Genomic DNA, 25,864 nt, shown 5'->3' with positions numbered 1-25,864 from the left:
CGACATAAATTAAGCAACTTCCAATACCACTACATATTCGCCGTTCTCGGCTTTGGTTTCCAGAACTTTGTGGCCGTTGATGCGGCACCAGGCTGGAATGTCGTGCATGGCCCCCGGATCGGTGCAGCGCACGGTTAACCGGTCGCCCGCTTGCAGGGTTTTTACTTTGTCTTGAGTACGAATGACCGGCAAAGGACAGAGCAAGCGGTGAGTGTTTAACGTTTCTTGATTCATATGAACCAACCCTGCTCGATTTCGTCGGCGGGCAATGGTTTAACTTGCAAGTGCCGCTCTTCTCCTGAAGGATTACGTACCGCGACCTCGACTGAATCCGCCTCCCGTCCTTGTCCGTAACGGGCGGTTATGCGGGCGGCCAACTGCAGATCGTCATCGCTGGGATTGCCGTCTATCAAGGCTAGCGGTCCGCGGTGGCTAGTACAATACATACTCATGAAATCATTTTTATAACCGCTCATGAAGCGAGCTTCGCCATCTTCGCGGGCGATAATGATTTTGAAGTGCGCCCGTGGCCGCAGATGACGGCCGACCTTTAACAGCATGACGTCGTCCAGTTCATAATCGCGCTTTCCGCGGGCTTGCCAGAGATCGACCAGTTTCAGCGAATAGCTTTCGTCCGTTAAAAAACAACAGCCGCCGGCCGGTTGCGCGTAATCCGAAAAGCCGTACTGCTTGGCCAATGCCATTTGCGGTTTCCTGGAACGGCCGCTAAAGCCGTGCATTTTTGTACGATCGATCCAGCCTTGGCGTTCCGGCAAAGTAGTCGGCAAATTTTGCGCGGATAAAGGTCGCACTAATAAATCGTCCGCGCCGGATTCGGCCGCAACGATAGGCATGGTTTGTTTGCGTTGCGACATCGGGCGTTGGCCGACGACTTCGCCGGTGATGATGAAGTCGAAGTCGTTTTCCGCCATCCATTGTTTGGCTTTGTTGACCATGAAGATTTTGCAATCCAGGCAGGGGTTCATATTTGCGCCATAACCATGTTTGGGATTGAGCAAGACCTGTTTGTATTCTTCTATGATGTCTATGATATGGAGCTTGATGCCCAGTTGTTCGGCGACCCATAACGAATTATTGCGCTTGGGTTTGTTTTCGTCCTGCTTGCGTATTGCGTGAGTATGACCTTCAACACAGAAGCCGGTGAAAAAGTTAATGCCTTCGACATGTATGCCCTGAGCCATGATGGTTTTGGCGGCCAGCATGGAATCTAAACCGCCGGAAATCAGTGCTACAGCCTTTTTTTGTTGAGCGATAACCACAAAAACGCCAAGGTGTTGTAAAAAAGTAACATTATACGCCATTCCACGACAGCTTACCTTGCTTCAACTTTAATGGCTTTACTCTAAACTTAAGCGCAATGGGTGTATTGCGCTAGGTTGGTTTATGGAATTTAAAGACTATTTGAAGATATTGGTTCAACACGATGGTTCGGATTTGTATTTGACTCAAAATGCACCGCCTGCCGCGAAGTTTCAGGGAACGCTGAAGCCGTTGGAAAATGTTAAATTGACCGCCGAGCGGCTGCGCGAGATTGCAAACAGCATTATGGATGCCGACCAGCGTGCCAGCTTCGAGCATAAGCCGGAGATGAACTTGGCGATAGCCGAGCCGGGCATCGGCCGATTTCGGGTCAATATTTTCAAGCAGCGCAATACGCATGCCTTGGTCATCCGCAACATTAAAGTCGATATTCCTAATGCCGACGCGCTAGGATTGCCGCAAATCTTGAAAGACAAAATCATGGAAAAACGCGGTCTGATTTTGTTTGTAGGCGGCACAGGGTCCGGAAAGTCGACATCGTTGGCAGCATTAATCGATTATCGCAACGGTAATTCTTCCGGTCACATCATTACCATTGAAGACCCTATCGAATACGTCCACCCGCATAAACGATCGCTGGTTAACCAGCGTGAAGTCGGGGTAGATACTTTGAGTTACGAAGACGCGTTGAAAAATACCTTGCGGCAAGCGCCGGACGTGATTCTGATCGGGGAAATTCGCAGCCAGGAAACCATGGAGCATGCATTGGCATTCGCTGAAACCGGGCATTTATGCCTTTCGACATTGCACGCCAATAATGCCAACCAAGCCCTGGATAGAATTATCAATTTTTTTCCTGAAGAACGCCGGCCGCAGCTGCTAATGGATTTGTCGCTGAATTTGCAAGCTTTTGTATCCCAGCGTTTAGTACCCACGGTGGAAGGAAAACGGGTGGCGGCTATTGAAATCCTCCTGGGAACCAAGTTAGTCAGCGATTTGATTCAAAAGGGCGACGTGCATGCCATCAAGGAGGCCATGGAAAAATCCGAAAATATCGGTATGCAGACTTTCGATAGTCACTTGCTGAAACTATATAAAAGTGGAGTGATTTCCTTGGAGGAGGCTTTGCGCAATTCCGATTCACCTAACAACTTGAAATTGAAAATCAATTTAAGCGAGGGTTTAGGCTCTGCGACGGCTGCTAAAGACAAGCCGGCGGGTGACGGCGGCTTGTCGCTGCAGGCAATCATCAAAGACGAGGACGAAAATGAAGACGAGCACTGATTGCATTTTCCGCGGTGTCGGTGAATAACGTATGCGATTAGTCGGCGATATCGGAAGCTTGCAAGATTTTCTGTACGGCGTAGGCGGGTTGTTCGTAAGGGTGGCTTGCGAACAAGGCATTCAGTGCAGCGGGTAAATTTGCCGATTCGCAAATCATTTCCACTTTATATTCGGCAATTTTGGTGAGCTGTCCGGCTACGCCCAAATAGGGTTGAGCGCCGGCCAGCGGTCTAAATTGGCCCTGGCCTAAAGTTTGCCATGAACATTGATCATAACTGCGATAACGTCCCGCGCCGGCGCTAAACAAGGCTTGTTTGACCTTGTCCAAGTGACTGGCAGGGACGTAGAACGTGATTTGATACATGTCTGTGTTTTAAAGTGCGCCTGTCAGCAACATCAGCCCCCAGAGTACGGCCAGTACGGTGGCGTCTTCCAGCATGTTGATTGCCGATTGCCGGGTTTGTCGGCATTGCATGGCTTGTTGATTGGCTTTTTGATCTCGCATGTGCACATAGTGGGTTTTCATAGGAAGCTCCTAATGGTGAGAGACATAGCTACGCATTTGTCCGACCAATACCCCTTGAATTTCGATTTGCTCGGGGCGGTAACGCATGACGTTCAAGTCTGGATTGGCGGGGATTAATAGGGTTTCGTGCGGATATTGCTCGATAATTTTCAGGGTTGCGTCGGATTTGTCGATCAACGCGACTACGATTTCGCCGTTTCTGGCGTGGCTGCGTTGTTCGATAATGACCCAGTCTCCATCGAATATGCCTTGTTCTATCATGGAGTCGCCTTTAACTTTTAAGACATAACAAGGTTTTTCCGTCTGCAATTGGTGCGGGACGGTTATGTAACTGATGTTTTCCAGAGCCTCTATGGGCCGGCCGGCCGCAATGACTCCTACCAAAGGCAGGCGAGTCTCTTGTGTATTTGGTTTGGGTTTGGCGTAAGACTTTCCGCGCTCGGTTAAACGGATGCCGCGTTGTTTACGTTCCGGAGCCTCCAATAGCTCGGCGTCTATCAAGGCTTTGATGTGTCCGTGTAGTGAGCCGCGGGATTTCAAACCCATGGCCGAGCATAATGCCTCTAGCGTTAAGGGTTGAGGTAAGTTGTCCAGGTTGTTCAGTAAAAAGTAGAAAAGGTCTTGTTGTTTGCGAGTCAGATTCATTTTTTGTTCTATATTTGTTCTTTATGTTAAGCATAAACCAAGAACAAATAAAAAACAAATGTAAGTTTGTAGGGATTTTTTGCGTATGGGTGGGTTAAGACTTGTGGCTAAATAGCAGGACGGTTGTGGCGGTTGAGAAGGCTTTGGATGTTAGTCCAGTGAGGTGTCAGGGCTCGCTATAGCGGCTTTACTGTGGTCTTGATTGTTACTTATGAAAGTCATGGTGGGAACGACACATAGCCGCGATTCGCAAGGCCATCGTCGCGACTATGCCAAACTACCTTTCATTTGCCAGACCTTCATGGTCGTTAGGATCAAGCGACCATTTTCAATTCGCTAAGCCCGTTGGGTTTTTTAACCAATTCGATTTGGGTCTTGATACGCTTTTTCACGCCGTCGATATGGGAAATAACGCCTATCACTTTACCGTGAGTTTTTAGGTTCTCCAACGTGGACATCACTAGGTATAGCGATTCCGCATCCAGATTGCCGAATCCTTCGTCCAAAAAGAACGAGTCGATCGACTTACCGTTGCCGGCGATTTCGGCTAAAGCGAGTGCCAGAGCCAAGCTGACGACAAAGCTTTCTCCGCCCGAAAGCGTTTGCGGCAAGCGGCGCACGTTTTGTTGCTTGCTGTCCTCTATTTCCAAAGCCAAACCGTGTTCGCTGACACCGCTACGGACAAAATAGCGGCCGCTTAACCGTTCCAAGATGCGATTGGTTTCCGCCAATAGCCGGTCTGCCAGTATTTGCCGTATGCGTTGCTTGAAACCGGCGGGATCGTCCTGAATAGCCTGCAATTCGCTGCCGGTTTGTTCGTAAAGTTTACTTTGCTGCTCTAATTGTCGCGATAAGCTTTCAAATTGATCGCGATAGGTATTTTGTTTTTCGAGTTTCTGCTCCAAGCGGACGATTTCGTGCTCGAATAGCTCGATCCGATTGGCGATTTGTTGCAGTTCGTGTTGAAGCTCTTGCGGAGCCGGCAAATCGCTTGCCTGTGCATAGGCCTCGGCCAATTCTGTTTGCATTCCTACCCGGCGCTCGGCATTTTCGTCAAGCTGCGCCTTGAGGTTGTCGTGGGCCGCTTGAATTTCGGCTTGCCGGGCAATGAGCGCGAGTAGCTCTCGCAACATGGTGATGTCCTTAATGGAAGTGCCGGCAAGTCGGTGTGCGACGGTTTCCAAGATGGTGTTGTGTTCTATTTGTACGATGCGCAATTCGTGTTCGCGGGCGATCAACAGTTTTTGTTTTTCGATGATGGCGATGTGAATGCCTAGCTGTTCTTGGCTATTTAAATTCTCGCTGTATTGTTGTAATTGCTGCTGACACAGCGTTATGCGGTTTTCGCCGGCCCGCAATTGTTCTTGCAAGCCGGCGACTTCCTTGAGGACTCCTTGTTTTCGGAGCTGATAGACTTGGTAATCCTGGCGTCTGGCGTTGAGACGATCGAACAAGGAGTTTTCTTTGCCGCGCCCCGGCAGTTTTTCGCCTAAGGTTGCCAGTTGTTGTTTAAGCGCGGTACTTAATGCTTGTTCTTCCAGCCGGCATTCTGTGAAGCGCTTTTCCACTTCATCGTAATCCGCGGGCCTATTGGCCCATGCGGCTTCCAACTCGGTGACGCTGAGCACCAATTTTTGTTGCTGTTCTTGTTTGGCGGCAACATCGGCCTGCATCTTGGCGATGCTGCGCTGTAAACTTTGGTGTTGCTTGACCGTGCCGTTTATTTTGTCCAGCTCTTCCATTTCATGCGCCAGTAAATATTTTTGCAGCGACAAATTTTCGATATGCATTTCGGCGCGCATGATGTTCAAGCGATTAGCCAATAGCGTCCATTGTGATTGCATTTGTTGCAAACGTTTCTGTTTGGCGCTTAAGCGGAAATTTTGTTTTTCGGTGCTGATGAGCTGGGCGTTAGCCTGCTCCAGACGCGATTTTAAGGCCTGGATTTTGTTGCGTTGATCATGGAGCGCTTGTTTGGCATCGGTAAAGACCGGTGGCTTTTGCGCATAAGGATGAGTTGTAGAGCCGCACAAGAAACACGGCTGGCCTTCGATCAATTTGGCTCTTTCGGCGCTCATTTTTTTGACCAGAGCCTCGTTGCGCAAGGCGCGTTCCAAGACTTTGATGATGTTTTCTTCTCGGGCGATTTCTATGTGCAGTTCGTCGACGCGAGACACCAGCAGGTTGGCGTCCAGCGGGGTTTCGGCAGGCTTTTTGATGCCTAGCCAGCTCAGCAAGCCTTTATGGGTGAGTTTGGCTGTGGCGTTTGCTAGCGAGATCAACTCTAAGAAATCATTGACGCGGTTTTGCTGTTCTTGTTGCAAGTCGAGCAAGCTGTCGATTGGTCTACCTTGAGCTAATTCGGCCAAGGTTTGCCGATCAGCTTCTATCTTGGCGGTCGAGTCTTTCAATTCGGCTTGTAGCTTTTGCAGGGAGTCCTTTGTCTTCTGCAATGAAGCCCCGGTATTTTTGCTCCAATTAGTCTGGTTTTTTTGTTTTTTGCCGAGTTCAACGAGTTCATTGCGTAAATTGCGTAAGCGGACAACATCGGGAAATTGTTCGACCAGTACAGCATCGCTCGAGTGCTTATCCAGCCAGAGGTCTAATTCGCTTTGTGCATTTTGGCTATTGTGTATCGCTTGGCGGATAGACTCGGCTAATTCCTGTTGGCGAGGCAATTCAAGTTTTAGTTCGCTGACCGAAAGTTTTAGTGAGTCTATGGCTTGTTGCTGTTCGGCCAACGATTTCTCGGACAAGGGCGGTGCTGCTGTGGCGTTTGACGCGGCAAGCTTGGCTTGTAGAAGCGTTAATTCGTGACGAATTTGCTCGAGTTCGGTTTGGTAGGTTCTGATCTGCGTTTGTTTTTGGTCCAGTAATTCTATGTCGCTACGGTAGTGTAGTGCGGCGGCGTGTTGATCGATCTGTGCTAATTGAGATTCTCGCAGGTGTAAGTCGGTCGTTAATGTCTGTTGCTGGATGTGCAGTTTTTGTTGTGTCTGTTCAAGCTCGGCAATCTGCAGGGCTTGTGCCAAATTGCTTTGGTATCGTTGCTGTTTTTGTTTTAAATCGGCAACTTCGTCTTGGTTGTCTTCTAAGTCATGGATTGCGGCATCGACTTCCGCTTGGCTCATTAACGGTAGGGCCGCCAAGTCTTGCCTTAGTTGGGTAAGGGTTTGGCTTATCTGTGCATGCTTGGCTTCCAGTTGTTTAATTTGATCGGAATAGATGGATGAGCCGCTGATCTTTTCCAAAATATCCATGCGTTCGCTATCCAGGGCGCGTAAAAACGCGGCGAAATCCCCTTGGGGTAGAACAATGGATTTGCTGAATTTGTGAAAATCCATCCCGGTCAATTCGGCGATTAGCTTGCGCACCTGATTAGGCGTTTCGGCGAGCAATACCTCCTGGCCGGTGATTTCCCATAGCTGCATGCTCGGCTGGGCTAAGTCAATCTGTTCATTTAAATGGTTGACGAGGTCTATGCGCCAAGCGCTTCTGTAGCGGCTGTTTTCAACCGCAAATTCGACTTGCGCGGCACATTCTTGCGCGTGCTTGGTGACGACGTGGGTTGCAGGCTTGTTTAGCCGATAGGTTTCTCCGTATAACGCTAGGGTCATTGCATCAAGTATGCTCGACTTTCCGGAGCCGTTCGGCCCGGTAATCGCGAACACGCCGCTGTCGGCAATCGGGCCTTTATCAAAATGAATGCGGCTCTCGCCTTCCAGCGAATTGATGTTTTTGAAGTACAGATTAAGTATGCGCATAGAAGGAATCTAAAAGCTGAACACGCGAGCGGCAATAATTGGGTGGCGCAGATGTTACACCAAGGAAACGAGGGAGAAAACCGATGTTGCGGATTCGGTGGGCAATCGAAATGATGCGGCGCATCGTGACGTCTAATTTAACGGGATTGCGAGAATAGATAGGCCATACGTATTTTGGACAAAAAAAACCGGTTAACCAAAAGTGCTCGGTTAACCGGCTTTAATAACTCGCAGTCACGAGTTAATCAGCTTATTAAGCTTTTCTGCGGCCTACGAACAGCATGCCGAACAGTGAAGTTACCATAAACCATGCGGTTGCCGGTAGCGGTACTTCGCCGACTTCGCCCATGGGTGTTACTTGTGCTAACAACGGAACCAAATTGCCTTGACCGGTTCCGAATGCTAACAGCCAAAAGCCGTCTGCAGTCAATTGCGCGCTGGAGGTTTCGGTTTCCCAAACGCCATTGTTATTCCAGCCGAATTGGAACATGAATGATCCGGATAAAGTTCCTTCTGAGCCATTGGCGCTAACGGTGTAGTCGCTTCCGCTTTGAGCGAAAGTGATTTCGGCTCCGCCGATAAAGGTTAATACCGGTGCGGCTGAAGAGACGTCTGCGGTATCTTCAAAAATCCCGAATTCCGCATTGCTAGGCAATTGGTAAAGGGTTTGTAAGTCCGCTGCTACTAACGGGTTGGCTGCTGGTGCCCATACACCGGCTTGAGCGATATTGGCGGCTAATGCTAGCGCCAGTACCATGCTCGCTTTGAGTTTAGAGAACATAAGTAAACACCTTCAAGAGTTGCATTAAGTATTAAGGGATATGGGAAAAAGGCATTTAAATTGCGCAGAAGCTTGAATCTTATACGAATGCCATTAAATGCTTTTCTCCCGGTTGGTCTGAAGCAAATTTTAAGCCTAAAAATTGTTAACTACTTATCAATGTATTACCACATTAAAATGAGATGAGTGTCAAAATATCCGACACTTTTACTTTGTTTTAGGGGCGCTGGCTGAAGGTTGTGGCCAAAATGCATACTAATTGTGGCTAAAAAATAGTTTTTGTTGCCGGCTTGTCACGTTTTATAGGTTTTTTCGGTCGGCTGATGTTAAATAAGTTGACATCGCTGAGGATTTTGTCGGCGGCTAGACCTCTCGATAAATGCGGGCGCCGTCTTTTAAGAATTCCTCCGATTTTTCCTGCATGCCTTGTTTAAGGGCTTCTTCGGTCTGCATGCCGCGTTCTTGGGCGTAGTTACGCACGTCTTGGGTGATTTTCATCGAGCAAAAGTGCGGGCCGCACATCGAGCAAAAGTGGGCGACTTTTGCAGACTCTTTGGGCAGCGTTTCATCGTGGAACGAGCGGGCTTTTTCCGGATCCAGCGCCAGGTTGAACTGGTCTTCCCAGCGGAATTCGAAACGGGCCTTGGACATGGCGTTGTCGCGAATCTGCGCGCCGGGATGGCCCTTGGCCAGGTCGGCGGCATGGGCGGCAATTTTATACGTGACGATGCCTTCGCGGACGTCTTGTTTGTTAGGCAAGCCCAGGTGTTCCTTCTGGGTCACGTAGCAGAGCATCGCGCAGCCGTACCAGCCGATGTTGGCGGCGCCGATGGCTGAAGTGATGTGGTCGTAACCGGGGGCGATGTCGGTGGTCAAAGGGCCCAGGGTGTAGAACGGCGCTTCGAAGCAATCTTCCAGCTGTTTGTCCATGTTGACTTTGATCATTTGCAGCGGCACGTGGCCGGGGCCTTCGATCATGGTTTGCACGTCGTGTTTCCAGGCGATCTGGGTCAGCTCGCCCAGGGTTTCCAGTTCGCCGAACTGGGCGGCGTCGTTGGCATCGTAGATCGAGCCGGGGCGCAGGCCGTCACCCAGCGAGAACGACACGTCGTAGGCCTTCATGATTTCGCAGATTTCTTCGAAATGGGTGTAGAGGAAGCTCTCGGTATGGTGAGCCAGGCACCATTTGGCCATGATGGAACCGCCACGCGAGACAATGCCGGTCAAGCGGCGGGCGGTCAGTGGCACGTGGTGTAGGCGCACGCCGGCATGGATGGTGAAGTAATCGACGCCTTGCTCGGCTTGTTCGATCAAGGTGTCGCGGAAGATTTCCCAAGTTAATTCTTCGGCTTTACCGTCGACTTTTTCCAGCGCCTGATAGATAGGCACGGTGCCGATAGGAACCGGTGAGTTGCGCAAAATCCATTCGCGGGTTTCGTGGATATTCTTGCCGGTCGACAAGTCCATGATGGTATCGGCACCCCAGCGGATGCCCCACAGCATTTTTTCCACTTCTTCCTCGATCGACGAGGTCAGTGCTGAATTGCCCAGGTTGCCGTTGATCTTGACCAGGAAGTTGCGGCCTATGATCATCGGTTCCAGTTCCGGGTGGTTGATGTTGGCCGGGATGATGGCGCGTCCGCGTGCCACCTCGGAGCGGACGAATTCGGGGGTGATGTAAGACTGAATATTGGCGCCGTAAGAAAATCCGGGGTGTTGGCCTTGATAGCGGTCGCGCATTTCTTCCAGATTTTGGTTCTCCCGTAAGGCGATGAATTCCATTTCCGGGGTTATGATGCCTTGGCGCGCATAATGCATTTGGCTGACGTTATGACCGTGTCTGGCTCGTCTGGGCAGGCGAATGTGCTCGAAACGCAAGTGGGAGGTTTTGGGGTCGTTTTGCCGTTCTTGGCCGTATTTGGAGCTGGGCGAAATAAGTTGTTCGGTATCGCTGCGCTCTTCGATCCACGCGGTCCGAACGGATTTCAGTCCTTTGTGCAAATTGACGGGGTAATTCGGATCGGTATAGGGGCCGGAGGTGTCGTAGACGTATATCGGCGGGTTTTTTTCTGCACCGAAGTGGGCAGGGGTGTCGGATAAATGAATTTTGCGCATCGGCACTCGGATGTCGGGGCGGCTGCCTTCGAGATATACTTTTTCCGATGCGGGGTAGGAATCGATTCTAATGTTACTGCCGGTGTCGGTAGTAATGTCGTTGCGGACAGCGCTCATCAGTGTCTCCAAAAATCAATAGTCGTGAGCGCAGGGAAGGGCTTGGCTTCCCTACGCCGGTATTAACCGGTTCAGGTTCGAAGGGTTTTTCTCAGCTTTGCCGACAGTCGGCACAAGCACCCCTAGCCTTTGGTTGGACGGTTAAGGTAATGGATTGAACGCATAATTGCAAGTATTCTAGTACTGGATAAGCTGCTAAATTTCTTAAGAAACAGATGAGTTTTCAAGTCGCGGGCGCCTGCTTTGCGGGAATTTGCGCAGGGTTGGTTTGCAATGCTTTTTTGCTGGGACAGGCGTTGGTTATCAGCTAATTTTTTTCGAATAGGTCGAGGTCGGGCTGGCATGAAGTCGGTAAAAAAACGTTTTAAACAATGGTTGATACATGTTGATCAAGCCGCGCGCGAGCTGGATTTGTTAGTCAATGGGCTTTCCCAGTTTCAGGATATGACGGACTGTGTTAGGCGGATTCTGGTGATTTGTGAGAAGTTACGAGAATGTGCCGCGCAAATCGATAAGTTGGAATTTGCCGAGCGAATGCGCTTCGATCCGCTGATAGACGAATTGGATGGGATGGTGGATAACGACGTGATGAGTTCGCTGGAAGCAAGATTGTGCGATCTGAGTGCGGAGGGTGAGGCGGGGGTTTTGTTGGGCGAGTTGCTCGATAAAATCGAAAAGCAGCACGCCGCGCTACTCTGTCTCATCCAACAGGCTGGAGGGTTGTTGGCGGAGGAAGGGGCGGCGGGCGATGTCTAAGCTGCGAGGATTGCAGTGTTGCAAGATGTGCGGAATTCAAGTCGATGCGATCAATAATCCCGCTGCACGGAAAAATGCGCTAATTGGATCAGGGCGGTTTTGTATGCGGACTCGGGCAAGATTTCTAAAGCGCTAATCGCTTTTTCCGCAGCCCGTTCCGCGCATTTCTCGGTGTACTCGATTGCATCGGTAGCTAAGACGACTTGGTAAACAGCGTTAAACGCTTCGCGCGAACCTTTTTTAATTGCTTCTATTACTGTCCGTGCCTGTTCCGGCGAGCCGTGCTCAATTGCGTATATAAGCGGTAGAGTGGGTTTGCCTTCCGCTAAGTCGTCGCCGAGGTTTTTGCCGAGTTCCTGGGTGTTGGCTTTGTAGTCCAAAGCATCGTCGATTAATTGGAAGGCGACGCCGAGTTGCTGGCCGTAGACGGCGAGTGCTTCTTCAATTGCGTTATTGCTGCCGGAGATTACGGCGGCTAACCGGGTTGCCGTGCTAAATAGGATGGCGGTTTTTCTAGCGATGACGTCCAGATATTTTTCTTCGGTGGTGTCGGGGTTGTTGCAATTTAACAATTGCAGGACTTCGCCTTCGGCAATCGCGGTTGTGGTCTTGGACATGATGTCCATCACGCGCATGTTATTGGTGCGAACCATCATTTCGAAGGCGGTGGAATACAAATAGTCGCCGACCAATACGCTGGCCGCATTGCCCCAGACCGCGTTGGCGGATTCTTTGCCGCGACGCAACACGGATTCGTCCACCACATCGTCGTGTAACAGGGTGGCTGTGTGAATGAATTCGATGACGGCAGCTAGGGTGAGGTGGTGCTTGTCCACGTGGCCGAGCGCTTTGGCGGCGAGCAGCAGTAGCATCGGACGCAGGCGTTTGCCACCGTTGCCTATAATGTAGTGGCCGATTTGGTTGATGAGAACAACATCCGAACTAAGCTCTTCTATGATCAACCGATCAGTCGCTTGCGTTTCCGTCGCAGTCAAATTTTTGATCGATTCGAAATCGATAGTGACCGGAGAGGTCGTAGAGTTGGTGGCTGTCATGTGGAGATTTTCGTCGTCCGGTAGCGCGGGCTTGGGCTAAAATGGGCGGAATCCTATTGATATTGTTCAATAGTGTCAATAGTACCCGTGTTCCACTCGCGGGGAGCGAGTTCAATTAGCTGTATTTTAACCGCAATTTCGCGTTGACCTATTGAAATAACAAAAATATAATAGTCTGTTCTATTTAATTGCAATGCTTGACGGAGCTTACGCTGATGTATGCGGTAATTCAAACAGGCGGTAAACAATATCGTGTCGCGGAAGGTACTACCCTAAAAATTGAAAAACTCGAGTTGGGCGCAGGCGACAGCGTTGAGTTTGATAAAGTGTTGATGGTGCAGTCCGGGGACACGGTTAAAGTGGGGCAGCCTTTTGTCGATGGCGGTAAAGTAACGGCGACTGTCGTTTCTCAAGGCCGACACAAAAAAGTCAGAATCATAAAATTTAGAAGACGTAAGCACCATATGAAACAAATGGGGCATCGTCAATATTACACGGAAGTCCAGATTACTGGCATTTCCGCATAACGAATCGAGGTTAGAAAATGGCTCATAAGAAGGCAGGTGGTAGTACCCGAAACGGGCGCGACTCTAATGCTCAGCGTTTAGGCGTTAAACGTTTCGGCGGTCAAGTGGTTAAAGCGGGCAATATTTTGGTGCGTCAACGCGGCACAAAATTTCATGCCGGCGACAACGTTGGTATCGGTAAGGACCATACCTTGTTTGCGCTGATAGACGGCAAAGTGGTATTCGCTGAAAAAGGCGAGAATAACCGCAAATTCGTTAGTATCGTTGCAGCATAAATTTTCAGACTGTGCCTCGCGCACAATCGATGCAGAAAGCCTCGTTATTCAGCGGGGCTTTTTTGTTTTCTAGCGGTGTAACATGAGATTTGTCGACGAAGCGGATATACGGGTAGAGGCGGGCGATGGCGGTAACGGCGTCGTCTCGTTCAGGCGAGAAAAATACATTCCGCTGGGAGGACCGGACGGCGGCGACGGCGGCGACGGCGGTAGCGTTTATTTAATCGCTACGGAGAACGTCAATACCTTAGTGGATTTTCGTTACCATTCGGTACATAGGGCGCAGCGCGGCCAAAACGGCATGGCGAGAAATTGCACCGGGCGCAAAGGCGAGGATTGCTTTGTTCCGGTGCCTCCCGGAACCCTCGTTTACGAAGCGACGACCGGCGAAAAGATCGGCGATCTTACTCGGGTCGGCCAGACCTTGTTGGTTGCCAAAGGCGGTTTCCACGGTTTAGGCAACACCCGCTTTAAAAGCAGTATCAATCGAGCGCCGCAAAAGTGCAGCAAAGGTTCGCCGGGCGAGCATCGGCTGTTGCACCTGGAATTGATGGTCATAGCCGACGTCGGTTTGCTCGGCATGCCGAATGCCGGTAAATCCAGTTTGATCCGTACCGTTTCCTCGGCCAGGCCTAAAGTAGCCGATTATCCGTTTACGACCTTGCACCCTAATTTAGGCTTGGTCCGTATCGACGACATGCGTAGTTTCGTGATTGCCGATATTCCCGGCGTGATCGAGGGTGCGGCGGAAGGCGCCGGTTTGGGTCTGCAGTTTCTTAAGCATTTGTCCAGGACCGGGTTGTTGCTGCATGTGCTGGATATTGCACCCTACGAGAGCGAAGAAACGCCGGTTTCCTCCGCGCGTAAGATCATCCGTGAATTGGAAAAATGGAGCGACGAACTGGCGGAAAAGCCGCGTTGGCTGGTGTTGAACAAGATAGACAACGTGCCGGACGACGAACTGGAGCAGCATTGTCAAGCCATAATCGAAGAACTCGAATGGCAAGGGCCGGTATTTAAAATCTCCGCACTCAAAAACCAAGGCACTCAAGCCTTGATGTTCGCCATCATGGATTTTTTGGATCAACAAAAGGCGGCGCTACAGGCGGTAAAAAACGATGAGCCGGACTGAGTTTTGTAAAGCTAAGCGAGTGGTCGTCAAAATCGGCAGCTCGCTATTAACCGACGGCGGCCGGGGGCTAAATAAAGCGGCTATCGCGGATTGGGTGGCGCAAATGGCCGGTCTGCGCCGGGAAAACGTCGACGTCGTGTTGGTGTCGTCCGGTTCGGTCGCCGAAGGGATGAGCCGATTAAAGCTTAAAGCGCGGCCTAAGGTTTTGCATGAATTACAAGCAGCGGCTTCGGTTGGGCAAATGGGCTTGGTCCGGCGCTTCGAGGACGAATTTCAACTGCACGGTTTGTTGGCGGCACAGGTCTTGTTGACTCACGACGATTTATCCGACCGGCAGCGTTACTTGAATGCGCGCAGTACTTTATTGACACTGCTGGATTTCGGCGTCGTGCCGGTCATTAATGAAAACGATGCGGTCGCGACGGAAGAGATTCGCTTCGGCGACAACGACACCTTGGGGGCGTTGGTGGCGAATTTGGTGCAAGCCGATTTATTGATTATTTTGACCGATCAATTAGGTCTGTTCGACGCGAATCCGACCTTGAATCCCGATGCTAAATTGATTTCGCGCGTTAGCGTTGCCGAACCATTGCTCGATCAAGTGGCCGGAGACAGCATCAGCGGCCTGGGGCGCGGCGGCATGTTTACCAAAGTCCGGGCGGCGCGTTTGGCCGCGCGTTCCGGAGCGGCGACCGTCATTGTGTCGGGTAAAGCGGAGAAGGCGATCGATAGGGTGTTTTCCGGCGAAGATTTAGGGACCTACCTCGTTCCGACCTTGGAGCCGTTGGTTGCCCGTAAGCAGTGGTTGGCCGGGCAATTGCAGGTCAAGGGTAATCTGACGTTAGACGACGGGGCGGTGAAAATCTTGCGCGATGCCGGCAAAAGCTTGTTGGCCGTGGGCGTCAAAGCCGTGCAAGGGAGCTTCAAGCGCGGCGATTTGGTGTCTTGTCGGGATTTGCAGGGCCGGGAAATTGCCAGAGGATTAATCAATTATTCCGCTGACGAGGCGTTCAAAATCGCCGGCAAACCGAGCAATGAGTTCGAAACCTTGCTCGGCTATGCCGACGATGCCGAATTAATCCACAGAGACAATTTGGTATTGATCTAAAGCAGGCGTCCATAGCCGTGCGCTGTTTACGCGGAATTTCCGGAGGCAACCGTCGGTTTAAGTCTAGGTATTCTGGATGACGATGTTCGGAAATTTTCCGCTGTAATCTTTAGCGCGCAGTGCCAGTTTAGCGGCCATTTTCCGGGCAATGGCCTTATACATTTGTGCCGCTCGGCTGTCCGGGTCGGCGACAACGGTCGGGCGGCCGCTGTCGGCCAATTGCCTGATGCTGATGTCGAGAGGTAGCGAACCTAGCAGTTCCACGTGGTTTTTCTCGGCCATCGCCACCCCGCCGCCTTGGCCGAAAATGGCTTCTTCATGTCCGCAGTTGCTGCAAATGTGGATGCTCATGTTTTCCACCAAGCCTAAAATCGGCACGTTGACTTTCTCGAACATTCCCAAGCCGCGTTGCGCGTCGATTAGCGCGATGTCTTGCGGAGTCGTTACGATCACGGCGCCGCTGACCGGAATCTGCTGAGCCAAAGTCAGTTGGATGTCGCCGGTGCCCGGCGGCAAATCGATGATCAAGTAATCCAAGTCCGACCATTGGGTTTGGGTGAGTAGTTGCTGTAGTGCGCCGGTGACCATCGGACCTCGCCAAATCATAGGCTGGTCGGGATCGACGAGATAGCCGATGGAGATGGTTTGAATCCCGAACGATACTTTCGGCAACAACATTTTGCCGTCGACAGTGTCCGGTTGTCCGGACACGCCCAACATGGTCGGGATGCTGGGGCCGTATATGTCGGCGTCCAAAATGCCGACGTTTGCCCCTTCCGAGGCTAGCGCCAAAGCGATGTTAACCGAAGTAGTGGACTTGCCGACCCCGCCTTTGCCGGATGCCACGGCGATGATGTTTTTGACGTTGGGTAACGGCTTAAGGGTTTTTTGCACGGAATGGGCGGCGATGTTAACGTCGACTTCCAGTCTTATTTGGCCGACGCCGGGCAGAGAAGCTAATTTTTCCTGCAGACGCCGGCGCAACTCCTCTATATAGCTCTTAGCGGGATAGCCCAGTTCGATTTTTACCGAGACGTCTGCTCCTGCGACGGCGATTTGTTTTACCGCCTTGGCGCTGACCAAGTCGGTGGCCATATTGGGATCGATAAAAGTTTTAAGTAAATTTTCGACATCAGCCTTGTCAATGCCGGTCATTGCGGACTCCTAAATAAAAAAATCGGGTGAAAACCAAGTAAAACGCTAGGGATAGCGTAACACTGATTGGTCGCTTGGCCCAAGCGGCCGGCGGAGATTGTCAAACTGGCGCGTACGGTGTGGACACAGCCGAATTTGGTGCATTGCAAATAGAATTGCTTTCAAGAGCTTAGCGCAACAGTGATAAGACTTGATGCCCAGGTCTGCAAAATAGCGCATGGCACCGGCATGCCTTCAATGCCTGTTTCCGGGAATGCCGCGTTTTAGTGCATCCAGCTTGCGTCGTTGTGCAGCCTTGCGCAAGATTTCCCGTCTTTGTTCGCCGCTAGCTTGCGACCAACTGCAAATTTCCGCGCAGGTTCTAAAACAGCCCAAACAAACGTCTTCCTCGTTCAGGCAGCAATTACGCACGCAGGGCGAAGGTACGGTATTGTCGTTCATGCTCACGTGGCGCAACCGGCAAAAAAAGCCCGGGCTTGGGCGATGTCTATGTCGATTTGCTGTTTCAACGCGGGCAACGACGAAAAACGGGTTTCGTCGCGTAGTTTCATTTTGAAATGCACTTCCACATAGCGCCCGTAGATATCCCGGTCAAAATCGAACAAATGCGTTTCCAACACCGGTTTGCTGACACCATCCACGGTTGGCCGGGTGCCTAGGTTGGCGACGCCGTGTAATGCTTTGCCGTCCAAGCCGCTCATGGTCACTGCGAACACGCCGACCAAGGGTGTATTTTTGCGGAACATTTTCAAGTTGGCGGTAGGAAAGCCTAGCTCTCGTCCGCGTTTGTCTCCGTGCGCAATGCGGCCGCATACCGAGTAATCTCGGCCCAGCAGCAGCTTTGCGGTGGCAAGATCGCCCTCTCCCAACGCATCCCGAATCAGAGTGCTGCTGACTCTTAAGCCGTCTAATTCGAAGGAATCGGTCGCTTCCACGCTGAAATCGGCTTGTTCGCCGATATGTTTTAGCAGCGCAAAGTTGCCCCGGCGGGCTTTGCCGAAATGGAAATCGTCGCCGACCACCAAATGTCTGATGTTGAGCCGGTCGATCAGAATGTGTTGGACGAAACGCTCCGCGTCTATATCCGCCAAAGTGCTGCAAAAAGGCAGCACCAGCAAATAATCGATAGGCAGTTTGGCGAAATGTAAGGCTTTTTCTCTTAAACGGGTCAAGCGGGACGGGGCGTGGTCGCCGAGGAAAAATTCCAAGGGCTGGGGCTCGAATATCATCGCGACCGTCGGTAGTCCAAGGTGCTGTCCGTGCGCCGCCAGTCGGGCGATTACGCGATGGTGGCCTAAATGCAAGCCGTCGAAATTGCCTATGGTGAGTACGCAGCCATGCTGCAGTGCTTCTAAGCGGTTGATACCCCGGATTAAACGCATCGGTGTAAGGAACTTAAAAGCCGTGATTCTAACAGGATCGGGTCGTTCAACCCATCCTCATTTATAATGACGGCCCGAAACCCGCAAGCGCCCAAGGCATGATAGACACACTTTATATCGAAGCCGCCGTTGCCGAGCATCCGCGGACCTTGGCGATTAGAAAAAATTTCGCCCAAGCCCGCATCGTCGAGTGCGAACGTTACGGTGAGGTGTTTAACCCGAAGGCGCAAAACTTTCGTTTGCAGAAACGCCGGCCAGCCTTGATTTTAGCCCGCAAACATCACAAATGGGTACTGCCGGCGCCGCCCGGCTACGGCATAGGCGGCAGCCGCAATTATTATTTTTCCCATATGCTGAATTGTTTGTACGACTGCCGCTACTGTTTTCTGCAAGGGATGCTGGAGTCGGCCAATTACGTGCTGTTTGTGAACTACGAGGATTTTCAGCAGCAGATCCGCGACATTTGCGCGCAAACTCCGCAGCAGCCGGTGTATTTTTTCTCGGGTTACGATTGTGACAGTTTGGCCTTGGAGCCGGTGACCGGATTTGCCGACAATTTTTTGCCTCTATTCGATGCTTTGCCGAACGCCTGGTTGGAACTGCGCACCAAAAGCACGCAAATCAGAAGCTTGACGGCCCGCGAGCCTGTGGCGCGTTGCGTGGTGGCCTTTAGTCTGTCGCCGGAGGGGGTGGCCGAGAAAGTGGAAGCTAAAGCGCCGCCTTTGTTCAAAAGACTGGAGGCGGCGGCTAAATTGCAGCGGCAAGGTTGGCAGGTCGGTTTACGTTTCGATCCTTTGATCTATCAACAGGACTATCGGCGCCAATACCGCGCATTGTTCGAACAGGTATTCGCACGGATTGATCCGGCTCGCTTGCATTCGGTCAGCTTGGGGGTGTTCCGTTTGCCGGAGGCGTATTTTAAAAAAATGCACAAATTGTATCCGCAAGAGCGACTATTCTCGGGTCCGTTGCAAGCGCAAGCCGGCATGGTGTCGTACCGGGCGGATTTGGAACAGGCGATGTTCGAGGATTGCCGGCAGATGTTGTTGGAATACCTGTCTAGCGAGATTTTTTTTCCGTGTCGGGCTTGATGCGCACGCTTTTAGTCACAGGGGCCAGCTCCGGTATAGGCCGCGAGGTAGCCAGGCGCTTATTGATACAGGGACATACGGTGATAGGCACCAGCCGGGAGCCGCAGAAATTTCGGCCGGATATGCCGGGCTTCGTGGCGATGGGCTTGGATTTAGCGAATTTATCGGCTGTGGAACGGTGGGCAAAGCAGCTTAGCGACGATTATCCCGGCTTGGACGGCGTGATATTTGCCGCCGGATACGGTAGGTTCGGCGCGTTGGAGCAGATGTCCACACAGCAGATCGAGCAACTTATGACGGTGAATTTCACGGCGCAAGCCTGTTTGACCCGCTGGCTGCTGCCGCAGCTGAAGCAAAAACAGCACGCGAATCTGGTTTATATCGGATCGGAAGCGGCACTATCCGGTAGCCGCAACGGCAGCATTTATTGCGCCAGCAAATTTGCGTTGCGCGGATTTACTCAGGCATTGCGGGAGGAATGCGGTAGAACCGGGGTCAGGGTGTCGTTAGTGAATCCGGGCATGGTTGATACACCGTTTTTCGATCAGCTTGCCTTTCGGCCGGGTAGCGCGCCGGCGCAAGCGCTACAAGTACAGGATGTGGCGGACGCCGTTTGTTTCGTGTTGAATGCCGGCCGCTATTGCGCCTTGGACGAAATCAATTTAAGCCCGCTCACCAAAGTCGTTTCGTTCAAAAAATAACCGCATGCTCAGTCGCCTTGTCGTCTATTTTGCCTATTCGTTGAAAGCGTCCGGTTCTTACCAAGCCATAAAGCGTTTTTGTTGGGATTTTTTGGAGAATCCGGCCGGTAAGGCTAAATCGTATTTCGATAGCTTTATGATCTGCCTGGTGTTTCTCAGCGTTTACCTGCTGTTGTACGAAACCGGTTATCCGTCCGGCGGACCGGGCGACCTGATCGAGTGGGGTATTCTGATCGTGCTGGTCGTAGAATACCTGTTGCGGCTTTGGGTATATTCCGATAGCCACGAAATCATTATTGCCGACTACGAAAAAGCCGCTTACCTGAACGTCCGCTTCAGGATTTTTGCGGCCTTGGGCAAAGCCTTATTCAAAAAAGTCGAATATGTGGTGTCGCCGTTCGCGATTATCGATTTGCTGGCGATCTTGCCCAGTTATCGGCCGTTACGCATCTTGCGGATTTTTCTGATCTTTCGCTTATTCAAGCTGTTTCGCTACTCCGACAGCATCCGCTTGTACGCGGACGTGCTAGCCGGCAGGCGCTTCGAGTTGTTAAGCCTTTTGATATTCACCGGTTTTTTGCTGTTTATCGCCGCGGTTTCCATTTACGTGTTCGAATATCCCGAAGCCGGTACGGATATTCGCAATTTGTTCGATGCATTTTATTGGGCCATCGTCACCTTGGCGACGGTGGGTTACGGCGATATAACCCCGCACACTTCGGGGGGGCGGCTGGTCGCTATCATCTTGATCTTTACCAGCATCGGTATCCTGGCATTTTTTACCTCGATTTTGATTGCCGCTTTCAACGAAAAGATGCCGGAATTGCGGGAAAACAAAATATTAACCGAGCTCAAGCGGCGTAAGGGTTACGTGATTATCTGCGGCTTCGGGCGGGTTGGGCAGGAAGTTGCCGGTCAGCTTGCGAAGGACGGCCAAACTTTCGTGGTCATCGATAAAGATGGACAAAACGTCGCGCTGGCCCGAAAACTCCGCTACCCGGCAATCTGCGCCGACGCCACCCGTAACGAAGTGTTGATCAACGCCGGAATTTGCCGCGGTGCCGACACCATTTTATGTATCACCGGCGACGACGTGGTCAACGTGTACGTTACCTTGACCAGCCGGCATTTGAATAAGACGATTCGCATCGTATCCCGGGCAAACCGTCAGGAAAATCAGAACAAACTGTATCAGGCCGGCGCGGATAGCGTGATTTTGCCGTTTCAAGTGGCCGGCTTGTTGGTTGCCGAATACTTGGGGCAGCCGGTGGCGTTCGAAGCCTTGTCCGGGGTGTTGCGCCAGCAAGGCGATATTGCAATGGAAACCGTGTTGGTTGATGCAGAATCGCCTCTGGATCGTCGCCAAATCGGTCAATTGCAATTACAGCAATGGAAGTTGACTTTGCTTGGGGTGATTAGCGGCAACGCCATTCATTTAAAACACAAGAACAAATATCGGGTAAAGCAGCAGCATTTTTATTTCAACCCGGAAGCGCATTTCGAACTGCGGCAAGGCGATCTATTGGTAGTGTTGGGGCATAAATACGGTATCGAACATTTCCGCAGCGAATTGGTGCAGCGGCGTCTGCGCGGCAAGGCAATGCCATGAAAGCTATCGCGGTGTTCGGCTATAACCGGCTTTCCAGGGAGGCGATGAATCGTATCGACATCGCTACCCATAGAATGATCGTTTACGATCACCAGTTGGCACATGTGCAGCAGGCCGAAGAATCGGGATTCGATGCACGCTTGCTGGATTTTCGCAGCGACGAAGAGCTCAAGTCGGTCGGCATCGGCGGCCCGGTGGATGCCTTGCTCTGTTGTTTCGAGGACGACTCGGAAAATGTATTTCTTACCCTGTCGGCGCGCGGCTTGGATCCGGATTTGCAAATTATCGCGATCGTGGAAAATCCCGACGCGTCGGAAAAGCTGTTGGCAGCGGGGGCGAATAAGATTATCGACCCATACCAAATTTGCGGTAGCAAAATACACGAGATGCTGACCCGGCCGGAAATTACCGACTTGTTCGATCATACCGTGTTCGGCCGCCACGATTTGCATTTGGCCGAAGTTGTCGTGCCGGAACGCTGCAGTCTGTTGGAAGTCGAAATCGGTCGCTTGGCTTTAAACAGCCGCTACAATTTAGTGTTGGTCGGAGTGGTGAACAAACGTCAGGGAGGTCGCATGCATTGGGCGGCGGAACAAGCCGAGCGGCGTTTGAATCCGGGCGATGTGTTGGTAATTTTGGGCCCCTCGCGGGAAATTAGAGCTTTCAAGCAGGACGTGAACGATGAATCTGGCAATGTTTAAGCCGCGCATATGGTTTTTAATCGGGTTTTTGGGCTGTATTTCGCTGTTGGGCATGGGGGCCTATCTTCAGTTCGTCCAAGAATTGGAACCTTGCCCGTTATGTATTTCTCAACGTTTGGCCATTTTGGCGACCGGTCTGGTGTTTCTGGTTGCCGCCCTTCATAACAAGGGAATCAAGGCTTACGCGATTGGCGGGGCGGTCAGTGCCTTAATCGGCGCGAGCATCTCCAGCCGACACGTTTGGCTGCAGCATTTGCCGCCTGAACAAGTGCCCGAGTGCAGCCCCGGCTTGGAGTATGTTTTCAAGCATTTTCCCTTGACCGATACCGTGAAGTTGATGTTGACCGGAACCGGCGAGTGCGCGCAAGTGGATGCGACGTTTTTGGGCTTGAGCATTCCGGCTTGGACGTTAATCGCCTTTCTGTTGTTGGCCATGTTCAGTTTGTCGGCCATTGTTCTTGCTAAACGGCAAGCGGCGGACGAATTGCTTTAAACGGTATCGAATCGACGCCCGGCAATGATGTTATGCACAAAAATGGATCATGCGCTTAAGCTGCGCCGTTTTCGAAAATTTGAGATTCCAGATCGAAATATTTTTATGTAACTAATTGAATATAAACAATATTATTCATTGTCGCAAAAATGGTCAATTTAAAAAAATTGTAATAAAAACCGGCACTAATCCTAGTAATTCCATTGCCATCCACAGAGTTATCCACAGCTTTTGTGGGTAACTTGAGTTTCGTAATGCCGATAATGGTTTAGCCGGCAAATATCTATAGGTACATCACAAAACATGCCTAATTGTGACGCATCGCACACGAGCGTCCTGCAAGTGGCAATCGCCGTCCCCTTGCCTCGCTTGTTCGATTATTTGCCGGCCGAGGCTGATTCCGGTCAGGATTACTTGCCGGGCATCAGGTTGTGGGTGCCTTTCGGCCGGTCGCGCAAAGTGGGGGTGTTGGTGGCCGTCCAGTCCGGCAGTGCCATAGAACGGCAACGCTTGAAGCGGGTTGAACAAGCGATCGATACGCAACCGTTATTGTCGACCCAAGACCTGCAGCTATTGCAATGGGCTGGCCGTTATTATCACCACCCGATAGGCGAAGTGATGTTGACGGCTTTTCCGGTCCAACTGCGGCATGGAAAAATGGCCGAGTTCAGCCAAGCGTTCGGCTATGCGTTAACCCAAGAAGGCGAGCGGGCCGCGGAAACGTGTACGCGAGCGCCCAAGCAATTGGCATTGCTCAAGCGCTTGCAGGCGGGACGGCAGGTTGTCACCGCCGCCGAGCTGGCGCAAGACAGGCCGCTGCTGAAAGTCTTGTTACAAAAGGGGTGGGTGCACAGGCTGCCCGTTCCAGACAACCTTGCATTCTCTGTAGACATGGCACCGGCATTGGCGCCGAATCCAGCCCAGCAACAAGCCATAGACGCGGTAAGCGCTCAGCTGGGCCGATTTTCGGTGTTCTTGTTGCAAGGGGTGACAGGTAGCGGCAAAACCGAAGTCTATATGCAGATCATGGCTAAGGTATTGGCCCTGGGCTTGCAGGTTTTGGTACTGCTGCCGGAAATTACCTTGACGCCGCAATTGGAACAACGGTTTAGGCAACGTTTTGCCACGGGCATCGTTTGTTTTCATTCCAAACTCAGTGACGGCGAGCGGACGCGGGCCTGGCTGACGTTTCAACGGGGCCAAGCCGGGATTATGCTGGGTACCCGCTCGGCGCTGTTTACCCCTATGCCCAAGCCGGGTTTGATTATCCTGGACGAAGAGCACGATAGTTCGTTCAAGCAGCAAGATGGTTTTAGGTTCTCGGCCCGGGACGTGGCGGTCGCGCGCGGTAAGTTGCTGCATATTCCGGTCTTGTTGGGATCGGCAACCCCTTCGTTGGAATCTTTGTTCAACGTCCGGCAGCAGCGTTACCGCTTGTTGGAGCTACCGGGCCGGGCCGGGGCCGCCGAGCAACCGAATATGCAAATCCTGGATATCCGCAATCACTATTTACAGGCCGGCTTATCCGAAGGATTGTTGCAGGCGATGCGGGCGAAGTTGCAGCAAGGCCAGCAAGTACTGCTGTTTTTGAATCGCCGCGGTTATGCGCCGGTGCAGATTTGCCATGCATGCGGTTGGGTGGCGCGTTGCCGGTTTTGCGATGCCAATTTGGTGATACACGCCGCCGAAAACCGCTTACGCTGCCACCACTGCGGCGCTTCTTACGTGTTGACCCGGCAGTGTCCGGCCTGCAAAACCGGAGAAATGCGGGCGCTAGGCGCCGGTACCGAGCGGATAGAGCAGGAGTTGGTCGCTTTATTTCCGGAACACACCGTCGTCCGTCTGGATAGGGACAGTACCCAGCGCAAAGGCACGCTGGAAACGTATTTGCAGCAAATCAACGCCGGCGCAGCGGATATTATTTTGGGAACGCAAATGTTGGCTAAAGGCCATCATTTTCCCAACGTGACCCTGGCGGCGCTTTTGGACATCGACAGTGGCTTATTCAGCATCGACTTTCGCAGTTCGGAAAAATTGGCTCAATTAATCGTGCAAGTCGCCGGACGGGCGGGGCGGGGCGAGCAGCGCGGGACTGTGATCCTGCAAACGCGCCACCCGCAACATCCGTTACTGTCGATTCTGCTGCAAGCCGGTTATTCCGCTTATGTCGAGGAGTTATTGAACGAACGCCGTCAGGCCGGCTTGCCTCCCTACACCCACCATGCCTTATTGCGGGCGGACGCCAAGCAGGCTGCAGCTGCACAAGGTTTTTTAGCCGCCGTTCGCGCTTGGACGCAGCAAAATCAGCTGTCGGCCGTCCAGGTGTTGGGACCGGTGCCGGCGCCGATGTCGCGCAGGGCCGGGCAGTTTCGGTTTCAATTGCTGTTGCAGAGCCCGAACCGCAAGGCGTTGCATGGCTTGCTGGATAGGCTGGTGCAGCATATCGACGGTTTAGAAGGCGCGAAACAAGTGCATTGGTCGTTGGATGTAGATCCTGCCGATTTGAGTTAGTCCGGATGGATGGAAAGGCTTATGTCGAATGCTGCATCCGGTTGAGCGCAGAAAGCGACGGCTGTTTTAATCAAAACTATCGGTTTACTAACGGTTAATCTTTGCTAGTATTAGGCTCAGGATGATAATTTTGTGAAGGATGCCTATTTTTTAAACATTTCGTAGTTAGGGTGTTTCTATGAACTTTTCTAAAGCTTTGCTCGCGTTAGCCGTGGGGCTAGGTGTCGCATCTTCCTCCGCGCAGGCGGCACTGGAAGATTTGGGCACCGATAACTCTAGTGTGGCTACTGCGCAGTATGTGGGTACTCTTACCGGTGCCGATCCGGTCATCAATGTGTTGGGTGTGCGCGGCTCGGTATACGGCGGTTTGATAGTCGATAACGACGATGTGGATTTTTACAGCTTCGACATAACTGCGCCTACTTGGCTTAAATTGACTGTTACTACGCCGGACGGTCCGCTATTTGGCGATGATCCCATAGTCGGGTTGTTCGACACGAGCGGAAGCCTTGTGGCATATGACGATGATGCCGGTCCCGGTTTCGACGCCTTTCTGGTTTGGGAAATTACCGAGCCGGGCACTTACACGGCGGCAGTTGCCGGTTATGACGATTTTGGGTTTGAAAGTCTTGCCGGTGTCAGTACCGACTTCTTCTATACCTTGCAAATCGATATCGCCGCGGTTCCTGTGCCTGCCGCGGTTTGGCTGATGGGCTCGGCACTGTTAGGCTTGGGTTTGACCGGCAAGAAAAGAAGCGCGTAACGCGCTATCTTGCCGTGCGTGACCGGGCGTAGCTTGTCCCGAGTCATATTTGGTTCGTTGATTGCCTTTTGGCGCGGCGAACGAGAAGGTGG

25 protein-coding genes and 1 riboswitch are annotated in these 25,864 nt (G+C 51.9%); of the genes, 13 read left to right on the top strand and 12 right to left on the bottom strand.

Features of this window, described 5'->3' with window-relative positions:
- Positions 1 to 9 precede the first annotated feature (9 nt).
- Together AB0A83_RS19505 and AB0A83_RS19500 are read right to left on the bottom strand one after the other, a co-directional pair.
- Positions 10 to 234, bottom strand: a complete 225-nt coding sequence (locus tag AB0A83_RS19505) for a sulfurtransferase TusA family protein (protein WP_367154998.1) — start codon at positions 232 to 234, stop codon at positions 10 to 12.
- Entirely contained in the window at positions 231 to 1,274 is a 1,044-nt protein-coding gene (locus AB0A83_RS19500) for a tRNA (5-methylaminomethyl-2-thiouridylate)-methyltransferase (RefSeq protein ID WP_150052100.1), read from the bottom strand. Before AB0A83_RS19500 ends, AB0A83_RS19505 begins: the two co-directional genes overlap by 4 nt.
- A gap of 130 nt (positions 1,275 to 1,404) precedes the next feature.
- Between AB0A83_RS19500 and AB0A83_RS19495 the strand changes: the two genes are divergently transcribed.
- Positions 1,405 to 2,565: a PilT/PilU family type 4a pilus ATPase gene (locus AB0A83_RS19495; RefSeq protein WP_150051363.1), complete on the top strand. Its 1,161-nt coding sequence runs from the start codon at positions 1,405 to 1,407 to the stop codon at positions 2,563 to 2,565.
- A 37-nt stretch (positions 2,566 to 2,602) separates the two neighbouring features.
- On the opposite strand, the gene AB0A83_RS19490 is transcribed toward AB0A83_RS19495, so the two are convergent.
- From AB0A83_RS19490 to thiC, 6 genes are all read right to left on the bottom strand, one after another.
- The gene (locus tag AB0A83_RS19490; protein WP_150051361.1) at positions 2,603 to 2,929 is read right to left on the bottom strand and encodes an NGG1p interacting factor NIF3; all 327 of its coding nucleotides are present in this window, start codon (positions 2,927 to 2,929) and stop codon (positions 2,603 to 2,605) included.
- 9 nt (positions 2,930 to 2,938) lie between these two features.
- The gene (locus AB0A83_RS19485) at positions 2,939 to 3,091 is read right to left on the bottom strand and encodes a hypothetical protein (protein ID WP_190303340.1); all 153 of its coding nucleotides are present in this window, start codon (positions 3,089 to 3,091) and stop codon (positions 2,939 to 2,941) included.
- 9 nt (positions 3,092 to 3,100) lie between these two features.
- Positions 3,101 to 3,736 (bottom strand): transcriptional repressor LexA, encoded by a 636-nt coding sequence (gene lexA, locus AB0A83_RS19480; protein ID WP_367154997.1) that lies wholly within the window; start codon positions 3,734 to 3,736, stop codon positions 3,101 to 3,103.
- 314 nt (positions 3,737 to 4,050) lie between these two features.
- Positions 4,051 to 7,500 carry an AAA family ATPase gene (locus AB0A83_RS19475; protein WP_367154996.1) on the bottom strand — a complete coding sequence of 1,150 codons (3,450 nt, stop codon included), beginning with the start codon at positions 7,498 to 7,500 and terminating at the stop codon, positions 4,051 to 4,053.
- 253 nt (positions 7,501 to 7,753) lie between these two features.
- Positions 7,754 to 8,281: a hypothetical protein gene (locus AB0A83_RS19470; RefSeq protein WP_150051355.1), complete on the bottom strand. Its 528-nt coding sequence runs from the start codon at positions 8,279 to 8,281 to the stop codon at positions 7,754 to 7,756.
- A gap of 363 nt (positions 8,282 to 8,644) precedes the next feature.
- The gene (gene thiC / locus AB0A83_RS19465; RefSeq protein ID WP_150051353.1) at positions 8,645 to 10,513 is read right to left on the bottom strand and encodes a phosphomethylpyrimidine synthase ThiC; all 1,869 of its coding nucleotides are present in this window, start codon (positions 10,511 to 10,513) and stop codon (positions 8,645 to 8,647) included.
- A 31-nt stretch (positions 10,514 to 10,544) separates the two neighbouring features.
- Positions 10,545 to 10,647, bottom strand: a riboswitch (TPP riboswitch).
- Positions 10,648 to 10,855: 208 nt separating this feature from the next.
- Between thiC and AB0A83_RS19460 the strand changes: the two genes are divergently transcribed.
- A complete protein-coding gene (locus tag AB0A83_RS19460) occupies positions 10,856 to 11,269 on the top strand; it encodes a hypothetical protein (protein ID WP_150051351.1) in 414 nt (137 codons plus the stop codon).
- 50 nt (positions 11,270 to 11,319) lie between these two features.
- Here the strand turns inward: AB0A83_RS19460 and ispB are convergent, their stop codons facing one another.
- Positions 11,320 to 12,324, bottom strand: coding sequence for an octaprenyl diphosphate synthase (gene ispB / locus AB0A83_RS19455; RefSeq protein WP_150051349.1), 1,005 nt, complete (start codon positions 12,322 to 12,324; stop codon positions 11,320 to 11,322).
- A gap of 215 nt (positions 12,325 to 12,539) precedes the next feature.
- On the opposite strand from ispB, the gene rplU reads away from it, so the two are divergent.
- The 4 genes from rplU to proB all read left to right on the top strand — a co-directional run bounded on the left by rplU (position 12,540) and on the right by proB (position 15,366).
- Positions 12,540 to 12,851, top strand: coding sequence for a 50S ribosomal protein L21 (gene rplU, locus AB0A83_RS19450; protein WP_150051347.1), 312 nt, complete (start codon positions 12,540 to 12,542; stop codon positions 12,849 to 12,851).
- 17 nt (positions 12,852 to 12,868) lie between these two features.
- Positions 12,869 to 13,126: a 50S ribosomal protein L27 gene (gene rpmA, locus AB0A83_RS19445; RefSeq protein ID WP_150051345.1), complete on the top strand. Its 258-nt coding sequence runs from the start codon at positions 12,869 to 12,871 to the stop codon at positions 13,124 to 13,126.
- Between the two features lie 82 nt (positions 13,127 to 13,208).
- On the top strand, positions 13,209 to 14,258 hold the full coding sequence (gene cgtA / locus AB0A83_RS19440; RefSeq protein WP_150051343.1) for an Obg family GTPase CgtA: 1,050 nt from the start codon (positions 13,209 to 13,211) through the stop codon (positions 14,256 to 14,258).
- A complete protein-coding gene (gene proB, locus AB0A83_RS19435) occupies positions 14,245 to 15,366 on the top strand; it encodes a glutamate 5-kinase (RefSeq protein ID WP_367154995.1) in 1,122 nt (373 codons plus the stop codon). Before cgtA ends, proB begins: the two co-directional genes overlap by 14 nt.
- A gap of 63 nt (positions 15,367 to 15,429) precedes the next feature.
- Here proB and apbC read toward each other — a convergent pair whose 3' ends face one another.
- The 3 genes from apbC to ribF all read right to left on the bottom strand — a co-directional run bounded on the left by apbC (position 15,430) and on the right by ribF (position 17,903).
- Positions 15,430 to 16,521, bottom strand: coding sequence for an iron-sulfur cluster carrier protein ApbC (gene apbC, locus AB0A83_RS19430; protein WP_150051339.1), 1,092 nt, complete (start codon positions 16,519 to 16,521; stop codon positions 15,430 to 15,432).
- 234 nt (positions 16,522 to 16,755) lie between these two features.
- The gene (locus AB0A83_RS19425; protein ID WP_367154994.1) at positions 16,756 to 16,962 is read right to left on the bottom strand and encodes a DUF1289 domain-containing protein; all 207 of its coding nucleotides are present in this window, start codon (positions 16,960 to 16,962) and stop codon (positions 16,756 to 16,758) included.
- Positions 16,963 to 16,964: 2 nt separating this feature from the next.
- Positions 16,965 to 17,903, bottom strand: coding sequence for a bifunctional riboflavin kinase/FAD synthetase (ribF, locus tag AB0A83_RS19420; protein ID WP_367154993.1), 939 nt, complete (start codon positions 17,901 to 17,903; stop codon positions 16,965 to 16,967).
- Between the two features lie 98 nt (positions 17,904 to 18,001).
- Here ribF and AB0A83_RS19415 point away from each other — a divergent pair, with 98 nt between their 5' ends.
- The 7 genes from AB0A83_RS19415 (at position 18,002) to AB0A83_RS19385 (ending at position 25,772) form a co-directional block, all read left to right on the top strand.
- Positions 18,002 to 18,994, top strand: a complete 993-nt coding sequence (locus AB0A83_RS19415; RefSeq protein WP_150051333.1) for a spore photoproduct lyase family protein — start codon at positions 18,002 to 18,004, stop codon at positions 18,992 to 18,994.
- Entirely contained in the window at positions 18,994 to 19,695 is a 702-nt protein-coding gene (locus tag AB0A83_RS19410; RefSeq protein ID WP_332095524.1) for an SDR family oxidoreductase, read from the top strand. Before AB0A83_RS19415 ends, AB0A83_RS19410 begins: the two co-directional genes overlap by 1 nt.
- Before the next feature lie 4 nt (positions 19,696 to 19,699).
- Positions 19,700 to 21,304, top strand: a complete 1,605-nt coding sequence (locus AB0A83_RS19405) for an NAD-binding protein (RefSeq protein ID WP_150051329.1) — start codon at positions 19,700 to 19,702, stop codon at positions 21,302 to 21,304.
- Complete coding sequence (locus tag AB0A83_RS19400; protein WP_150051327.1) at positions 21,301 to 22,005, top strand: TrkA family potassium uptake protein; 705 nt, start codon at positions 21,301 to 21,303, stop codon at positions 22,003 to 22,005. Before AB0A83_RS19405 ends, AB0A83_RS19400 begins: the two co-directional genes overlap by 4 nt.
- The gene (locus tag AB0A83_RS19395; protein WP_367154992.1) at positions 21,986 to 22,498 is read left to right on the top strand and encodes a disulfide bond formation protein B; all 513 of its coding nucleotides are present in this window, start codon (positions 21,986 to 21,988) and stop codon (positions 22,496 to 22,498) included. Before AB0A83_RS19400 ends, AB0A83_RS19395 begins: the two co-directional genes overlap by 20 nt.
- A 303-nt stretch (positions 22,499 to 22,801) precedes the next feature.
- Positions 22,802 to 25,009, top strand: coding sequence for a primosomal protein N' (locus AB0A83_RS19390; protein WP_367154991.1), 2,208 nt, complete (start codon positions 22,802 to 22,804; stop codon positions 25,007 to 25,009).
- 178 nt (positions 25,010 to 25,187) lie between these two features.
- On the top strand, positions 25,188 to 25,772 hold the full coding sequence (locus AB0A83_RS19385) for a DVUA0089 family protein (protein ID WP_150051321.1): 585 nt from the start codon (positions 25,188 to 25,190) through the stop codon (positions 25,770 to 25,772).
- The last annotated feature ends 92 nt before the right edge of the window (positions 25,773 to 25,864 follow it).

This window comes from Methylomonas sp. HYX-M1 (assembly GCF_040741385.1).
In the GTDB taxonomy this organism is placed as follows: Bacteria; Pseudomonadota; Gammaproteobacteria; order Methylococcales; family Methylomonadaceae; genus Methylomonas; species Methylomonas rhizoryzae.
This window is presented reverse-complemented; position numbering and strand designations above follow the sequence as displayed.

Excerpts from the sequence above, each read along its gene's own strand:
- AB0A83_RS19505 (WP_367154998.1), bottom strand. The coding sequence starts at position 234 with ATGAATCAAGAAACGTTAAACACTCACCGCTTGCTCTGTCCTTTGCCG.
- AB0A83_RS19495 (WP_150051363.1), top strand. The coding sequence starts at position 1,405 with ATGGAATTTAAAGACTATTTGAAGATATTGGTTCAACACGATGGTTCG.
- AB0A83_RS19490 (WP_150051361.1), bottom strand. The coding sequence starts at position 2,929 with ATGTATCAAATCACGTTCTACGTCCCTGCCAGTCACTTGGACAAGGTC.
- AB0A83_RS19485 (WP_190303340.1), bottom strand. The coding sequence starts at position 3,091 with ATGAAAACCCACTATGTGCACATGCGAGATCAAAAAGCCAATCAACAA.
- lexA (WP_367154997.1), bottom strand. The coding sequence starts at position 3,736 with ATGAATCTGACTCGCAAACAACAAGACCTTTTCTACTTTTTACTGAAC.
- AB0A83_RS19475 (WP_367154996.1), bottom strand. The coding sequence starts at position 7,500 with ATGCGCATACTTAATCTGTACTTCAAAAACATCAATTCGCTGGAAGGC.
- AB0A83_RS19470 (WP_150051355.1), bottom strand. The coding sequence starts at position 8,281 with ATGTTCTCTAAACTCAAAGCGAGCATGGTACTGGCGCTAGCATTAGCC.
- thiC (WP_150051353.1), bottom strand. The coding sequence starts at position 10,513 with ATGAGCGCTGTCCGCAACGACATTACTACCGACACCGGCAGTAACATT.
- AB0A83_RS19460 (WP_150051351.1), top strand. The coding sequence starts at position 10,856 with ATGAAGTCGGTAAAAAAACGTTTTAAACAATGGTTGATACATGTTGAT.
- ispB (WP_150051349.1), bottom strand. The coding sequence starts at position 12,324 with ATGACAGCCACCAACTCTACGACCTCTCCGGTCACTATCGATTTCGAA.
- rplU (WP_150051347.1), top strand. The coding sequence starts at position 12,540 with ATGTATGCGGTAATTCAAACAGGCGGTAAACAATATCGTGTCGCGGAA.
- rpmA (WP_150051345.1), top strand. The coding sequence starts at position 12,869 with ATGGCTCATAAGAAGGCAGGTGGTAGTACCCGAAACGGGCGCGACTCT.
- cgtA (WP_150051343.1), top strand. The coding sequence starts at position 13,209 with ATGAGATTTGTCGACGAAGCGGATATACGGGTAGAGGCGGGCGATGGC.
- proB (WP_367154995.1), top strand. The coding sequence starts at position 14,245 with ATGAGCCGGACTGAGTTTTGTAAAGCTAAGCGAGTGGTCGTCAAAATC.
- apbC (WP_150051339.1), bottom strand. The coding sequence starts at position 16,521 with ATGACCGGCATTGACAAGGCTGATGTCGAAAATTTACTTAAAACTTTT.
- AB0A83_RS19425 (WP_367154994.1), bottom strand. The coding sequence starts at position 16,962 with ATGAACGACAATACCGTACCTTCGCCCTGCGTGCGTAATTGCTGCCTG.
- ribF (WP_367154993.1), bottom strand. The coding sequence starts at position 17,903 with ATGCGTTTAATCCGGGGTATCAACCGCTTAGAAGCACTGCAGCATGGC.
- AB0A83_RS19415 (WP_150051333.1), top strand. The coding sequence starts at position 18,002 with ATGATAGACACACTTTATATCGAAGCCGCCGTTGCCGAGCATCCGCGG.
- AB0A83_RS19410 (WP_332095524.1), top strand. The coding sequence starts at position 18,994 with ATGCGCACGCTTTTAGTCACAGGGGCCAGCTCCGGTATAGGCCGCGAG.
- AB0A83_RS19405 (WP_150051329.1), top strand. The coding sequence starts at position 19,700 with ATGCTCAGTCGCCTTGTCGTCTATTTTGCCTATTCGTTGAAAGCGTCC.
- AB0A83_RS19400 (WP_150051327.1), top strand. The coding sequence starts at position 21,301 with ATGAAAGCTATCGCGGTGTTCGGCTATAACCGGCTTTCCAGGGAGGCG.
- AB0A83_RS19395 (WP_367154992.1), top strand. The coding sequence starts at position 21,986 with ATGAATCTGGCAATGTTTAAGCCGCGCATATGGTTTTTAATCGGGTTT.
- AB0A83_RS19390 (WP_367154991.1), top strand. The coding sequence starts at position 22,802 with ATGCCTAATTGTGACGCATCGCACACGAGCGTCCTGCAAGTGGCAATC.
- AB0A83_RS19385 (WP_150051321.1), top strand. The coding sequence starts at position 25,188 with ATGAACTTTTCTAAAGCTTTGCTCGCGTTAGCCGTGGGGCTAGGTGTC.